Below are 15,657 nucleotides of genomic sequence, written 5' to 3' on the forward strand. Positions count from 1 at the left end.
GTAAACACGGCCAACACGGCAATCCATTTGCGCACGCCTTCAATGTTGCTCCAAATAAACCGCCACAACCCTTTTTCAGGCGTTTTCGGGGCGGCTTCGGGATAAGGGTCGATGCGGGACTCGAACCATGAGAATATTTTTTTAATCATTGTTTTTACAAATTTGATAAGACGGCCAGGCCGTCTAAAAAGGATAACTCAAATACATTCAAGACTGTATTTTACGGGAAAAATCCGACTGATGAAAGCAGATACCGTCAACCCTGCCAAACCAATCTATCGGCTTGACCATCTAAAAATCCCTTTGCTTTGCCCAAAACAAAGGCCGTCTGAAACTTTTCAGACGGCCTTTGCCGGATTTAGGCTAATCCTAAAATTACTCTTTACGTTGACGGCCCAAATCGGCAGCGGCAGTAAACAAAACGTCGGTAGAAGAGTTCAACGCCGTTTCAGCAGAGTCTTGGATCACGCCGATGATGAAACCGACGGCAACCACCTGCATGGCCACATCGTTGTCGATACCGAACAGGCTGCACGCCAAAGGAATCAGCAGCAACGAACCGCCGGCCACACCGGATGCACCGCACGCGCTGACGGTAGCCACCAGGCTCAGCAGCAAGGCGGTGGCGAAGTCAACCGTAATGCCTTGCGTGTGCGCCGCAGCCATCGCCAAAACGGTAATAGTGATTGCCGCACCGGCCATATTGATGGTTGCACCCAATGGAATGGAGATAGAGTAAGTGTCTTCGTGCAGACCCAGTTTTTTCGCCAATGCCATGTTCACAGGGATATTGGCGGCGGAAGAACGGGTGAAGAATGCATACACGCCGCTTTCGCGCAGGCAGGTAAACACCAGCGGGAAAGGATTTCGGCGGATTTGCGACCACACAATAATCGGGTTGACCACCAAAGCGATAAACAGCATACAGCCAAGCAATACGGCCAACAGCTGCATATAACCGGCAAGCGCTTCAAAACCGGTTTCCGCAATGGTAGAAGACACCAAGCCGAAAATACCCAGCGGCGCAAAACGGATAATCCATTTCACAACCGTCGAAACGGTATCGGCCAAATCGGCCGCCACTTGGCGGGTCGTATCCGAGCCGTGATGGCGCAAAGCCGCACCCAATACCAAAGCCCAAGCCAAAATGCCGATATAGTTAGCATTGGCCAGCGCGTTAATCGGGTTGGCCACCAAATTCATCAGCAGCGTTTTCAATACTTCGACAATGCCGGAAGGCGGTGCAACGGATACATCGCCGGCCGCACGCAAAATCAGCGTGGTCGGGAATGCCATACTGGCAATGACTGCCACCACAGCCGCGGCAAACGTACCGAAAATATACAAAATCAAAATCGGTTTGATGTGGGCCTGATTGCCTTTTTGGTGTTGCGCAATGGCGGCAGTCACCAAAACAAATACCAAAATCGGCGCGATAGCCTTAAGTGCACCGACAAACAGGCTGCCCAGCAGTCCTGCGCTGATACCGACTTGCGGCGAAACTGCACCCACAATAATACCTAAAACCAAGCCGATGGCGATTTGCGCCACCAGGCTGACGCGATTGAGCGCGTTCAAAATCGGATTGCCACTTGCCATATCCGTTCCTTCACAATTTAAAGATATGTTAAAAAAGTCTTACATTCTAAAATAAAAAATCATTTGTCGGCGAAGTTTTCATGCATACCTCACAAAAACAGCACTAAAGTTTAGCATTTATGACACAGTTGGCACTTTATGCCAAAAATACAGCCAAACCCGCTCAAACCCTACTTTAAAGTATGCCCATACCGTTGCTTTACTTCTCTGTATCTTGCTTTCAGACGGCCTGAAATCTGCGCCATAAGGCCGAATACAAAGGCAACTTCATCAGTAAAAATACAAAAACATAAATATTACAATCAGATAGAAACAAACCAAAGTCCGCCCTTAAGTCGCATTTTGTAACGTTATCGCGCTAAATTTCCGTTTACAACCATAGCCTGAAACCTTGCAGAAATAATGTTAAAATCCCCAAACTGAAGAATTGTCGCTGTCGAACACACATCATGACCAAACTGACCTACCCTGTTTTATTTGCATCATTGGCGCTCGCCTACGGACACGCGTTGGCAGTAGATACTTCCGTTCCCAAAGCGGAAGACTACGAAGCTGTTCCCGAATCCGAAATGCCCAAGCAGCCCAAAGACGACCAAACAGGCAAACTCAAGCCCAAATTCCCCGTCAAAATCGACACCCAAGACAGCGAAGTCAAAGAAATGCTTGAAGAATACCTGCCGCTGATTACCCAGCAGCAGGAAGAAGAGCTGGACAAAGAACAGGTCGGCTTCCTCGCCGAAGAGGCACCCGACAACGTCAAAACCATGCTCCGGACCAAAGGCTACTTCAACAGCAACGTCAATATTCAAGACCACGGCGAGAGCTATACTGTCAACGTCATCCCCGGCCCGCGCACCAAAGTCGACAACGTCAGCGTAGCCATCCTTGGCGACGTATTGAATGACGACAACTTGGCCGAGTACTACCAAAATGCGATGGAAAACTGGCAACAGCCCGTTGGCGAAAACTTCGACCAAGATGGCTGGAGTGCGAGTAAAACCTCCGTCCTCAGCGCGGTCACACGTAAAAAATATCCGTTGGCGAAACTCACCACCACCCAAGCCACCATCAATCCCAATACCCAAAAAGCCGACTTGAACGTCATTGTGGAGAGCAACCGCCCCATTTACTTTGGCGATTTCCAAATCACCGGCACACGCCGCTACCCTGAGAGCGTGGTTTCCGGCATGGCACGTTTCCACCCCGGTTCGCCTTACGACTTGGACAAAATCCTCGACCTGCAACAGGCGCTCGAGCAAAACGGCCACTATTCCGGCGCGTCCGTACAGGCCGACTTCGATCAACTGCAAGGCGACCGCGTTCCCGTCAAAATCAACGTGACCGAAGTCAAGCGCCACAAACTGGAAACCGGTATCCGCTACGACTCCGAATACGGAATCGGCGGCCGCATCGCCTACGACTATTACAACCTCTTTAACAAGGGTTATATCGGTTCCATCGTTTGGGACATGGACAAATACGAAACCACGCTGGCCGCCGGTATCAGCCAACCGCGCAACAACCGCGGCAACTACTGGACCAGCAACGTTTCCTACAACCGCTCGACCACGCAAAACCTTGAAAAACGCGCCCTGACCAGCGGTATTTGGTATGTCCGTGACCGCAACAATATCGACGCCCGCTTCGGCCTCGAATTTATTACCGAAGACCGCAAAGTCCCCTACACCAGCTACGATTTGGGCCGAAGCCATGCCACTATGCTGACCGCCTCATGGAAACGGCAAAGCATCGAAACCGAGCTGCACCCACAAAACGGCTACTACCTCGACGGCAAAATCGGCACGACCTTGGGCAAATTCCTCTCCTCCACCCAAATGGCACGCGCCACAGCACGCGCAGGCTATTTCTTCACGCCTGAAAATAAAAAAATCGGTACATTCATCGTACGCGGACAGGCAGGCTACGTTTATGCCCGCGAGGGCGAAGAAGTGCCGTCCAGCCTGATGTTCCGCACCGGCGGCGCAACTTCCGTACGCGGTTATGAACTCGACAGCATCGGTTTGGCCGGCCCCAACGGCTCCGTCTTGCCACAACGCGCATTGGTGGTCGGCAGCCTCGAATATCAATTTCCGGTTACCAAAAGCTTCTCCGGCGCCATCTTCCACGATGTCGGCGATGCGGCAAGCAACTTCAAACACATGACCTTAAAACACGGTACCGGCTTGGGCGTGCGCTGGTTCAGCCCGGTTGCGCCGTTCTCCTTCGACATTGCCTACGGCCATCACGACAAGAAAATCCGCTGGCACATCAGCTTGGGCACAAGGTTTTAAAAAATATACTCACCATCCATTCTTTCAGACGGCCTCAGCCATTTCAGGCCGTCTGAACAACAGACAAACAGAAAAATATCATGACCGATACTGCAAACACTTCCACGCCGTCTGAACAGCAGCCCGCCCCGCCAAAGCGCAAAAAACGCCTGTTGCGCGGCTTTGTCCTGTCTGCCTTGGGCGTATTGACCGTTTCCACCGGCGCAATCGGCTGGCTGGTCGGTACGGAATCGGGTTTGCGTTTCGGTTTGTACAAAATCCCGTCATGGTTCGGCGTCAAAATCTCTTCGGACACGCTGAAGGGCACGCTGATTGAAGGTTTTGAAGGCGACAAATGGTTGATTGAAACAGAAGGTGCGGACATCAAAATCAGCAGCTTCCGCTTTGATTGGAAACCGTCCGAGTTGACCCGTCCGTCCTTGCACATCACCGAAGTCGTGGCCGGCGACATCGCCATCGTGACCAAACGCACGCCGCCCAAAGAAGAAGAGCCATCAAAAGGCCTGCCCGACAGCATAGACCTGCCCGTTACCGCCTATCTCGACCGTTTGGAAACCGGCAAAATCAGCGTGGGCAAGCGTTTTGACAAGCAGACCGTCTATCTCGACCATCTGCACGCAGCCTATCATTACGACAAAAAAGAACACCGCCTCCACATCAAAACCGCCGATACGCCATGGAGCAGCTCGACAGGCGCGGTGGTGATCGGCTTGAACAAACCCTACGTCCTCAATACCGCCATCTACACCAAAGGCCAGCTTGAGGGCGAAACCCTACATGGTACGGTGCGCCTGTGGGGCAGCCTGCAAGACGTATCCACCGACTTGCTGCTCGATAGCGACAACGTTCATTTGTCGGCCAAATCCACTATTCATCCATTCGCCGACAGCCTCAATGAAACCGTCGGCGAAATCCTGATTAAAGGTTCCAACATCAATCCGCAGGCCTTCCTGCCCAGCCTGCCCAAAGCGCGCCTGAATTTCGACGCCACCACCATTCCGTCGTTTACCAACGGCGTTGCGTTGGAAGGCTCGATTGACTTGGAAAACGACCAAGCCGGTTTTGCCGATGAAAATTATATCCCTGTCAAACGCATCCTCGGCGAATTCATCGTCGACGACAAAGGCACGGTCATGATTGAAGACATCGGCGTCGATCTGCTCAAAGACGGCAGCATCGATGTATCCGGCTCAATCGATACCGCCCAAGACCAGCTCAAACTCGCACTGGGCATCAACAATACCGGCGCAGACGACTTTGTCCGTCAAAACATCGCAGGCCGTCTGAACGGCAGTATCGACGTCAAAGGCGAAACCTCCTCCCCTGTCGTTAACTGGAATCTCGACAGCGGATTTGCACGTACAGACGGCATGCTGTTTTTCCAAACCGACAAACAGCTCGGCCAGCGCACGCTCAAGCTCGACAAAGTCCGCCTGGTTCCGCAAAACGGCGGCGAACTCAACGCCAAAGGCTCGCTCGAACTCTTCAAAGACCGCAAACTGCAACTGGACATCGTCAGCAAAGCCTTCAACCCTGCGCGTATCGATCCGCAGCTTCCGCAAGGCAGCGTCAACGGCAACATCAACTTGACCGGCATACTGGCGCAAGAGAAATTCGCCGGCAAAATGCAGTTTGCACCGAGCACGCTCAACGGCGTTCCGCTTAGCGGCAAAGCCGACGTCGCCTATGAAAACAAACACCTTGCGCGCGCCCTGACCGATCTGACCCTCGGCAGCAACATCATCAAAACCAACGGCAGCTTCGGTAAAAAAGGTGACCGCCTCAATCTCAATATTACCGCCCCCGATTTGTCGCGTTTCGGCTTCGGCTTGGGCGGCCTGCTCAACGCGCGCGGTTACATCTCCGGCAGCTTTTCAGACGGCCTCAAAACCCTTGAAGCCGATTTGAACGGCGAAGCGCGTAACTTCAAAGTCGCTGATGCCGTCAACATCCGCACCCTCGACTTCAAGCTTAAAGGTTCGCCCGATACCAACCGTCCGTTGAGTGCCGATATTAAAGGCGAACACATCGCCGTCTCCGGCGGCGCGGCCATGATCGACAACGCCAACCTGCTCATCAGCGGCACAGGCTCGCACCACCACATCCGCGGCAACAGCAGCATGGCGGTGGACAACAAACGCTACAAGCTCGACCTCGATGCCACCGGCGGTCTCAACAAAGACCAAACCCAATGGAAAGGCACGGTTGACACGCTCGACATCAACGGCGCGTTCAACCTCAAACTGCAAAACCGCCTCAACCTCGAAGCCGGCAGCGAACGCGTTTCCCTCAGCAGCGCGCGATGGGCGGCCATGGGCGGCAGCCTCAACCTGCAAAATTTCGTTTGGGACAAAAAAGCCGGCATTACCAGTAAAGGCAGCGCGCAAAATCTGCACATTACCGAGTTGCACAACTTCTACACCCCGCCTATCGAACACAACCTGGTTTTGGGCGGCGACTGGGATTTGGCGTACAGTCAAAACGCGCGCGGCTTCCTCAACATCAGCCGACAAAGCGGCGACATCATCCTGCCGGGCAAAGACCCGAAAAACAAACAACCTTTGGGACTTTCCGCGCTCGCCCTGCGCACCCGTTTCCAAAACGGCCGCATCGACAGCACGCTGGAAGGCAACACCCGCTTCGGCAAAGTTGACGGCACGCTCGGCATCGCCCAGCAGTTCGGCAACAACATCAACAACGCCCCCGTCAGCGGCAAAGTCAATATCAGCGTTCCCGATTTGGGCTCGCTCAAATCCTTTATGCCGGCCACAGCCCAAGGCATTGCAGGCCGTCTGAACGCGACCGCTACCATCGGCGGCCGACTCGGTTCGCCCACCGTCAACAGCAACCTCAACCTCCAAACCAATTACGGCCGGGCCGACGGTACCGTCAACATCGGCCAGGGCACCAGCTTCGATACCGCCCCTCTGAGCGGCAAGCTCAACCTGAACGTTGCCAACCTCGAAGTCTTCCGCAATTTCCTGCCCGTCGGCCAAACCCTCAAAGGCCGTCTGAACGCCGCCGTCAACTTGGCAGGCCGTCTGAACGATCCGCAACTGAGCGGCCTGATTAACGGCGACAACCTCTATTACCGCCATCAAACCCAAGGCCTGATTCTCGACAACGGCGTATTGCGTTCACGCCTGCAAGGTCAAAAATGGGTCATCGACAGCCTCAAATTCCACCGTGGCGGCACGATTGAGCTCAAAGGCGCGGTCAACCTTGCCAACGCCAACCCCGATGTCGACGTGGACATCGTCTTCGACAAATACCGCACCCTCTCGCGTCCAAACCGCCAACTGCAGCTCTCCGGCGCGGCCAAAGTCCTCTACAATCCGGAAAAAGGCGTATCGCTCAACGGCACGCTCAACACCGACTACGGCAGGTTTGGTTCGCAAAAATCCTCCATGCCGACCCTCGATGACGACGTGGTCGTCCTAGGCGAAACCCCAAAAGAAGCAACGGCCACCACGCCGATTAATATGAACCTTACCCTGAACATCAACGACAATGTCCGTTTTGTCGGCTACGGCGCAGACGTTACCATCGGCGGCAAACTGGCCATAACATCACGTCCGGGCGAAGCCGTCCAAGGTGTCGGTACCGTGCGCGTTGTCAAAGGCCGCTACAAAGCCTACGGCCAAGACCTCGAAATCACCAAAGGCGCGGTTTCTTTCGTCGGCCCGCTGACCGATCCGAACCTCAACATCCGTGCCGAACGCCGTCTCTCCCCGGTCGGTGCAGGTGTCGAAGTTCTCGGCAGCCTCAACAATCCGCGCGTAACCTTGGTTGCCAAAGAAGCCATGAGTGAAAAAGACAAACTCTCCTGGCTCATCCTCAACCGTGCCAGCAGCGGCAGCGACGGCGACAACGCCACGCTCTCCGCGGCCGCCAGCGCGTTGCTTGCCGGCCAAGTCAACGACCGTATAGGCCTTGTCGATGATTTGGGCTTCACCAGCAAACGCAGCCGCAACGCCCAAACCGGCGAGCTCAACCCTGCCGAACAAGTCCTGACCGTCGGCAAACAGCTCACCAACAACCTCTACGTAGGTTACGAATACGGCATCTCCAGCGCCGAACAATCCGTCAAACTCGTGTACCAACTGACCCGCGCCATCCAAGCCGTTGCCCGCATCGGCACGCGCTCCTCCGGCGGCGAGTTGAAATACACCATCCGCTTTGACAACCTGTTCGGCAAAGACGAATCAGAGCCGGAAGAGCAACAATAAGAGCCGTGAAAAAGGCCGTCTGAAATTTATCTTTCAGACGGCCTTTATCTTGTTCTACTGCATCAAAATCCGCTGCCATGCCTCCAAAAACAAAGGCCAACGGCGCAAGTTTGAAAACAAATGCAGCTAAAAAAGTAGCCAGCAAGCCATGGCTTATTCAAGATTAGCGATACATAAAGCAGATACAAAAAGGCCGTCTGAAACTGACAGGGGTAGGTTTCAGACGGCTTTTTTGAATCATCGAAACATCTTGTGCATGGCGTTGCTGATTAATTCGAGCTGTTTCTTATATTCGCGGCAACGGGGGCAGAGCGACAGGTGCACAGCAAGGGCAATGCGGTTAAAAAGACTGAGGCGTACTTGGTCTTGCTGTTTGGAAATCAGATCGGTTATTTTGCGGCATTTCTTCATGGCGTTTTCCTGTCAGGCATGGGAGAACCATTTGATTTGCAGACACTGGCGCAAGGTTTCGCGCGCACGGTGCATGATGGTGTGGTAGTTGGCATGGCTGATGCCGCATTGCTCGCGGATTTCATCGCTTGAAAAGCCGAGAATTTCTTTCATGGTAAACACGCGGGCGGTGTTTTCCGGCAGATGGTAGAGGCAGGTCTGCAAAACTTGATAGAATTCTTTATTGTTCAAACTGGCTTCAGGCGAGTCCCAGCCCTGAGGCTGTCCTTCGTCCGTCCAATGCCCGTCGGCGGCAAAATGTCCTTCAAAGGCTTCATCTAAGGCTTCTTCATCGCGCGTGACGAAAACCTGGCGTTGCCGCCCGATTTGGCGCAGGCAGTCGGTAATTTTGTTTTTTAAGATTGCAAACAGCCAGCTGCTCACTTGGGCGCCGCCTTTGAAACCCTCGGCCGCACGGTAGGCGGAAAGCATGGTTTCCTGTACGAGGTCTTCCGCCAAATCGGGGCGGTCGGGCAACTGGATACGGGCAAAGCGCAGCAGCAGTTTGCGGGATTCGGCAAGCTCTGCATCGGTCAGTTCGGGTAGGGCCATAATGTATCAGTATGAAATGAATGATCAATATGTTTCTGATTTTACGCTGATACGGAAAGAGCATGCGATTGAATCTATAAACGATTTCAGTAGTTTTTTTGTTTCGCCAAAACCGACTGTACCCGTTTCAGACGGCCTTGGTTTATGCCGCAACCAAAATGCCCTGTTCCAGCCATTCCGTCCATTTCTGCCTTAATGCGTCCTGCCAAACGTTTTCAGACGGCATGAACTCTGCCAGCATGGTTTGCAGGCCGTTTAGGGAAGTGGGCGTTTCTGCCAGCGTTTCCAGCAATAAGGCGTCGAAATCGTCAAGCGTTTGATACATCACGTCGTCTTCCTTATCGCGCCACACCAAAACAGCAGTTTCCGCCTCCTGCAATTCGTCCGTTACATCATACTGATAACGGCGCACAAAGGCGGCGGGAGAAAGGGTGTAAGCTAAATCGTCTGAATCGGCGTGGGTTGTTTGGCTATCGGTTTGTGCGGTTTCGGCGAGCAGCTGGGTGTGTTCAAAGTCCATCAATGCCAAGAGGTCGTCTGAAAGCGGCAGGCTTTGGCAATATTGGAGGAACTCGCCGGGGATTTCTTGAAAATAGGGCGTTTGGGCGCGCACGTCGCGGACGAAACCTTCTTTCAGACGACCCCATTCTTCGCTGTCAAAGTATTGCAGCGTTTCGGTATAACAACGGTCGATAAAGCTGTGAATATTGTTGCGTATCAGGCGGATATAGACGTTCAAGCGCTCTTGCGGCAGTCCGTCTGCGGCTTTGCCTTCGCGTATGGCTTGGGCAAAGCGGTGTTGGTATTGGGCGGAGGTTTCAGGCTGCACGGCGGTATTCCTTTCCGGCACGCATTTGATAGTCGGCGATTTTGGCGACTTCGGCTTCGAGTTCGGCAAAAGGCGGAAAATTGAAATCGCGTTCTAACAGGGTGGGCGGAATCGTCGGCAACTTGGCATAGGCCAGTTCGAGCAAGTCCCAAACGGTCGGCAAAACTGCCGCGCCATGGGTATCAATCAATAATTCGGGCGTTTCGACATCGTGTCCGGCGATGTGGATGTAGCACACGCGCTCTGCGTCAACGTTTTCCAAAAAGGCTTCGGGCGACAACAGTCCGTGGTTAACGGCGTTGACGTAGATATTATTCACATCGAGATGAATGCCGCAGTCGGCTTCGCGGGCAACGGCGTTGAGAAACTCGACTTCGTTCATTTTGGCAAGCGGGGAATGCAGGTAGTAGGAAGTGTTTTCTACGGCAATGCGGCAGCCCAACCGGTCTTGCACTTCACGGATACGCCGCGCGGTATGTTGCACCATTTCTTCAGTGAAAGGCAGCGGCAACAAATCGTAAAGATGACCGCCGTCGTGGCAATAGCTCAAATGGTCGGAGAAAAACGTGCAGTCATAACGGCGCATCATTTCTTTGATGCCGTCTATCAAGTCGGTATCCAGCGAGGCTTGTCCGCCCAATGACATGGATAATCCGTGCAATGCCAGCGGCAGCCGCTCTGCCACGCGGTCAAACTGTTTGCGCGCCCTGCCGCCCATTTTCAGCCAATTTTCGGGGGCGGCTTCGATAAAGCGTATCGGGCTGTCGTCTGAAAGCGAGAGGAAGTCTTCCGCCAAGTCGCGGCGGTAGCCCAAGCCTGCATGTTGAATCATGGTGATGTCCTGTTATGGTGCCGTATGAACGACAAAGTCGCATTTTCGTTTATAAAATGCGACTTTGTTAAAGGTATATTGCAGGATTATTTAGAACCGCATTTACCTTCGCCGCATTTGCCTTCTACTACTTTGGCAGCTTTGGCTTTAGATGCTTTGCCTTTTTTAGCGTGAGTTTTTTCCACGGTTGAACCGCATTTGCCTTCGCCACATTTGCCTTCGCTTGCTTTAGAAACAGCGCTTGCACCGCATGAACCTTCACCGGCTTTAACCGCACCGCAAGAGCCTTGAGCAGATTTTTGAACACCTGCTTTGCTGCTTAACGGTTTATCAGCGGCAACAACACCGGCAGCCAGAGACAGGGACAATGCACCGGCCAGAGCAGCAGCTACATTTTTTTTCATTTTAACTTCCTTTTAAAAATATGGGTTTAAATAAATCAAGGGATAATATCGGGCATTTAAAGTCGGCCCGCGACCGTGAATCATTAAAGAAAATGCTTGATACGACAACAGCGTTTCTTCAGCAGGGCATCCAAAGACAGACCGCCTGCGCCCTGCAATAGGACAGGAAATAAAACCACCAAATAAATCAGTGCCATTTTATAACCGTTGTCGCACACATTGTACCCCAAGCCGGCATGTACCGCAGACCATGCGACAGCCGTTACGACCATCAATCCCAGCGCGGACAGCCGCGTTGCCAAGCCGACGATGAGCAGCGCAGGCAAAACCAGTTCCGCCCACATGGCCAAATTCCAGTTGACCGTATCCGGCAACAAATTGAACGGAAAGGGAAATTGACTGTTGATATCTGCAAACCAGTTTTCCCCGTTCCATTTTTCCAGGCCGGACTCAAGAAATTCATACGCGGCAAAAAGCCTGAGTGTCAACAAGCTGAAAGCCGCCTGCCAAGAGGGGTTGGATGAGGTGTTCATCTATTTTCCTTATCAATGTGTGTCGAATGGGATGGGACGAAAAATCAATCGGCACCATCCCATATTTCATGCCTGTTTAGACGAGACAGCTTTGGAAAACTGACAAAACAAATAAAGTTATTTTCTTATTCATTGTTTTATAAAGATTAAAATTTCAAAAAGGCCGTCTGAAACACCATGCTTGATTGGGCTTCAGACGGCCTTTGACAATAAACGCGATCAATTAATCCGCTTGTTTGCACAATTCGACAATTTCCGCGCCGTATTTGTCGGTTTTCTCCTCATTCATACCGTGGATTTCCGCCAACTCCGCCAAATCTTGCGGCCGTCGGGCGGCAATGGCACGCAAGGTGACTTTGCTGCATATCTGATAGGCTTCAAGGCCTTCATGGCGGGCAGTATCGATGTTCCACTGAAGCAGACGGCGCATCAAGCGACGTTTACATTTGTCCTCTTCGCTCAGGCCGTCTGAAAACGGGCGGCAGATGTTTAAAATACCCTCGCCGTATTGTTCGATACGTTTTTCGCCTAGTTTATACACGCCCAAAAGGTCGATGGGTTCGGCAGGCGTATTGGTCAGCAAATCATCCATGCTTTCGTTGGAGAATACCGTCCCCAGCGTTACTTGATCGGCACTTGCCTGCTGCTCGCGCCAAGTTTCCAAAGCCTGTTTTAAGGCCTGTTCGCGCTCGCCCAAACTGTGGATAACTTGTGCGCTGTCTGTGGAAACCGTACCGGCTTCGGCTGTTTCACAAACGTCGAGTATCTCTAAACCGAATTTATTGATTTTCGCCTCGCCCAAGCCGTAGATTTGATGTAAATCTTCCAAACTTCGGGGCATTTTTTCGACAATATCGCGCAGGGTTTTGTCGCCGCAAACCACATAGGCCGGCACTTCCTCTGCTCGGGCGCGTTGTTGCCGCCACTGGCGCAATGCCTGCCACAAACGCTCTTCGCGCTCGGTACGCAACCAATCGTCTTTCGGCTTTTGAGTGGCCGTTTTTTCGCGACGCAGGGGGCGCAGCATGACTTCGGTTTCGCCCTTGAGGACTTTTTTTGCCGCTTCAGTCAGCTGCAGGGCTTGATGCTGCTCGACATTGACAGTGAGATAGCCCAGGCTGATGCACTGGCGGATGACGCTGCGCCATTCCTTGTCGGTCTGTTCGCTGCCGATGCCGAATGTGGATAACTTGTCATGGCCGTTGCGCTGTATCCAATCGTCGCTTTTACCGCGCAAAAGGTTGGTGATGTAACCGGTGGCAAAGCGTTGTCCGGCGCGGTACACGCAGCTGAGTAATTTTTGCACCAACACCGTACCGTCAAACCGCACGGGCGGATGCAGGCAGTTGTCGCAATGACCGCAGGGTTCGGATTCTTCGCCGAAATGTTTGAGCAGCAGTACGCGGCGGCAGGCGGCGGTTTCGCAGACGGAAAGCATGGCATCGAGTTTTTGCATTTCGATTTGCTTTTGCACCTCGTCGCTGTTGCCTTCGGCAATCCGTTCGCGCAGCAACACCCAATCGTTCAAGCCGTAACACAGCCAGCTCACGGCAGGCAGCCCGTCTCGGCCGGCGCGCCCCGATTCTTGATAGAAATGTTCGACACTCTGGGGCATATCGAGATGGGCGACAAAGCGCACGTCGGGTTTGTCTATGCCCATGCCGAACGCCACGGTCGCCACCACGATAATATTGTCTTCATGCGTAAAGCGGCGTTGGTTTTCCTCGCGCACGTCCATGCTCAAACCGGCATGATACGGAATCGCCTCCAAGCCGTTTTCACACAAAAACTGCGCCACATCCTCAACTTTTTTGCGGCTTAAGCAATACACAATGCCGCTTTGCCCATGCATCTGCTTGCGAATAAAATCCAGCAATTGTTTTTTGCCATTATTTTTTTCGATAACCTGATAATAAATATTCGGACGGTCAAAGCTGGAGATAAATTCGGGCGCACTGTCCAAGTGCAGATAATGCTTGATGTCGGCACGCGTAGCCGCATCGGCGGTAGCGGTCAAGGCGATGCGCGGGATGTTCGGATAGCGTTCGGCAAGCATGCCGAGTTGTTGATATTCAGGGCGGAAATCGTGTCCCCATTGGCTGACGCAATGCGCCTCATCAATGGCAAACAGGCTGATGGTTTGTTGGTCGAGAAAACGCAAAAAGCGGTCGGTAACCAAGCGTTCCGGAGCGACATAAAGCAGTTTCAGACGGCCTTGGGCAAGCTTGTCGGCAATCTCGCGCGCCTCATCTGCCGATGTGCTACTGTTGACTGCCGCCGCTTCAATTCCGGCCACATGCAGGCTGGCCACTTGATCGTTCATCAACGCAATCAGCGGCGATACGACAACCGCCACGCCTTCGCGCATCAGCGCCGGAATCTGGTAACACAAAGACTTGCCCCCGCCCGTCGGCATTAGCACCATCAAACTCTCGCCGCCGGCCAAAGCATTGACAATAGCCTCCTGCTTGCCACGAAATTCGGGATAACCGAATACTTCGTGCAAAATCTGTTTGGCGGTCGGCTGAGGCATAATGGTTCCGTAGAATAGGGGAAAGCGTTATTTTAACGGTTTTACACCCGCGTATGTGCGGAACATTTTTCCGCCGCTTTTTCAGACGACCTCAAATTCAAATCTATCAAATTTATTTAATTTTAAATAAAGATTTGTTTTATTTTGAATGGAATGTATAAAGGCCGTCTGAATCCTAATCTTCGGATTTCAGACGGCCTTTTCAAAAATAAAATCTTTAGGCTTTTTTGACGAACTCAGACTTCAAATTCATCGCGCTGCCATCGATTTTACAACCGATATTGTGGTCGCCCTCTTGCAAGCGGATGCCTTTGACTTTGGTGCCTTGCTTGATGACCATAGAGCTGCCTTTGACTTTCAGATCTTTAATCAAGACAACCGTATCGCCATCTTGCAAGACCGTGCCGTTGGCATCTTTGACTTCCAAGGCATCATCGCTTGCAGCCGCAGCATCGGCCTCGTTCCACTCATGGGCGCACTCAGGGCAAACGTATTGAGCGCCGTCTTCGTAAGTATATTCGGAGTGGCATTTCGGGCAGGGAGATAGGGACATGAGGTTTCCTTATAAATATGATAAAAGAAGCGTAAAACGCAAATAATACAATGTCTAAATTATTGCTTCGCCTTGCTGCCGCCTGCACCGTAAACGGCATTCCAAGCCGCGTCCAACATCTGGCCGGCCTGTTGCAACTTGGCATTTTGCTGCTCTTTCTGAGCCAAGGCCGTTTGAATTTCACCTTTCAAACGGTCAATATCAGATTGCGCTGCCTGCAAACGGCGCTGCGCACTTTCCAAATCGCTTTGCAGGGAAATGATTTTGCTGTCGTTGCTGTTTTGCTCATGCAAAGCGGCACGGTAAACCGATTGGACGGACAACAAACGGTCTTCCGCCTCACCGGCATACGCGGCGGCGGCGGATAACATCATCAGGGCAAGTAAGGTTTTTTTCATGGGTTTTCCTTTAAAGTTGTTTGATTTGCAAAGTAAAGCGCAGAGCTGATTTTTCAGCCGCCAAATTTACATAATATGCTTGTTGGTCTTTGTTCTTGATGGTTTATTTTATCCAATCCGGACATTCAGGCTGCCGATAAAAGTTAATTCAATCAACTGTTGTGGCAGGCAGGTCGCTATTATTTTCTCATATTCTCCGCCTTATTCCATTTTTTTCTGGTTTTATTAGAAAAGGCCGTCTGAAACATTTCAGACGGCCTTTTTGAATTTCACAACGATCGCTCAGCCTCTCGTCAAAAAGCTTTCCTGTATTTTTTAAATTACAGTCATATTTAAATATGTAAATATGATTTATTTATTGTAAAATTTACCCTTTGGTCATGCCGGAGCATATGGTGTTGCGGCTGTCTGCATCTTTTTTAATTCTTCTTCCATGAGAACCCTATGATGAAAA

12 protein-coding genes are annotated in these 15,657 nt (G+C 52.1%); 2 read left to right on the forward strand and 10 right to left on the reverse strand.

All coding sequences use genetic code 11. The features are described 5' to 3' along the window. Positions 1 to 375: 375 nt before the first annotated feature. On the reverse strand, positions 376 to 1,599 hold the full coding sequence (gene sstT / locus ACTHSP_RS10955) for a serine/threonine transporter SstT (RefSeq protein ID WP_070631948.1): 1,224 nt from the start codon (positions 1,597 to 1,599) through the stop codon (positions 376 to 378). A gap of 449 nt (positions 1,600 to 2,048) precedes the next feature. Between sstT and ACTHSP_RS10960 the strand changes: the two genes are divergently transcribed. Both ACTHSP_RS10960 and ACTHSP_RS10965 read left to right on the forward strand, forming a co-directional pair. Then, positions 2,049 to 3,890 (forward strand): autotransporter assembly complex protein TamA, encoded by a 1,842-nt coding sequence (locus tag ACTHSP_RS10960; RefSeq protein WP_440346097.1) that lies wholly within the window; start codon positions 2,049 to 2,051, stop codon positions 3,888 to 3,890. An 80-nt stretch (positions 3,891 to 3,970) separates the two neighbouring features. After that, the gene (locus ACTHSP_RS10965; protein ID WP_440346098.1) at positions 3,971 to 8,119 is read left to right on the forward strand and encodes a translocation/assembly module TamB domain-containing protein; all 4,149 of its coding nucleotides are present in this window, start codon (positions 3,971 to 3,973) and stop codon (positions 8,117 to 8,119) included. A gap of 237 nt (positions 8,120 to 8,356) precedes the next feature. On the opposite strand, the gene ACTHSP_RS10970 is transcribed toward ACTHSP_RS10965, so the two are convergent. The 9 genes from ACTHSP_RS10970 to ACTHSP_RS11010 form a co-directional block, all read right to left on the reverse strand. Continuing rightward, the gene (locus tag ACTHSP_RS10970) at positions 8,357 to 8,530 is read right to left on the reverse strand and encodes a hypothetical protein (RefSeq protein WP_049323681.1); all 174 of its coding nucleotides are present in this window, start codon (positions 8,528 to 8,530) and stop codon (positions 8,357 to 8,359) included. Positions 8,531 to 8,542: 12 nt separating this feature from the next. Further along, a complete protein-coding gene (locus ACTHSP_RS10975; RefSeq protein WP_440346099.1) occupies positions 8,543 to 9,121 on the reverse strand; it encodes a sigma-70 family RNA polymerase sigma factor in 579 nt (192 codons plus the stop codon). 142 nt (positions 9,122 to 9,263) lie between these two features. After that, positions 9,264 to 9,950, reverse strand: coding sequence for an HvfC family RiPP maturation protein (locus tag ACTHSP_RS10980; protein ID WP_049352463.1), 687 nt, complete (start codon positions 9,948 to 9,950; stop codon positions 9,264 to 9,266). Next, entirely contained in the window at positions 9,940 to 10,782 is an 843-nt protein-coding gene (locus ACTHSP_RS10985) for an HvfB family MNIO-type RiPP peptide maturase (RefSeq protein ID WP_049352465.1), read from the reverse strand. Before ACTHSP_RS10985 ends, ACTHSP_RS10980 begins: the two co-directional genes overlap by 11 nt. An 86-nt stretch (positions 10,783 to 10,868) precedes the next feature. Beyond that, on the reverse strand, positions 10,869 to 11,186 hold the full coding sequence (locus ACTHSP_RS10990) for an HvfA family oxazolone/thioamide-modified RiPP metallophore (protein ID WP_003686668.1): 318 nt from the start codon (positions 11,184 to 11,186) through the stop codon (positions 10,869 to 10,871). Between the two features lie 83 nt (positions 11,187 to 11,269). Beyond that, a complete protein-coding gene (locus ACTHSP_RS10995) occupies positions 11,270 to 11,719 on the reverse strand; it encodes an HvfX family Cu-binding RiPP maturation protein (RefSeq protein WP_049352467.1) in 450 nt (149 codons plus the stop codon). 223 nt (positions 11,720 to 11,942) lie between these two features. Next, positions 11,943 to 14,252, reverse strand: coding sequence for a DNA helicase RecQ (recQ, locus tag ACTHSP_RS11000; protein WP_049352469.1), 2,310 nt, complete (start codon positions 14,250 to 14,252; stop codon positions 11,943 to 11,945). A gap of 217 nt (positions 14,253 to 14,469) precedes the next feature. Continuing rightward, positions 14,470 to 14,805, reverse strand: coding sequence for a zinc ribbon domain-containing protein YjdM (locus ACTHSP_RS11005; protein WP_049352471.1), 336 nt, complete (start codon positions 14,803 to 14,805; stop codon positions 14,470 to 14,472). Between the two features lie 59 nt (positions 14,806 to 14,864). Beyond that, entirely contained in the window at positions 14,865 to 15,203 is a 339-nt protein-coding gene (locus ACTHSP_RS11010) for a hypothetical protein (RefSeq protein WP_003686752.1), read from the reverse strand. Positions 15,204 to 15,657 lie beyond the last annotated feature (454 nt).

It is taken from the genome of Neisseria sp. P0001.S005 (assembly GCF_051963715.1).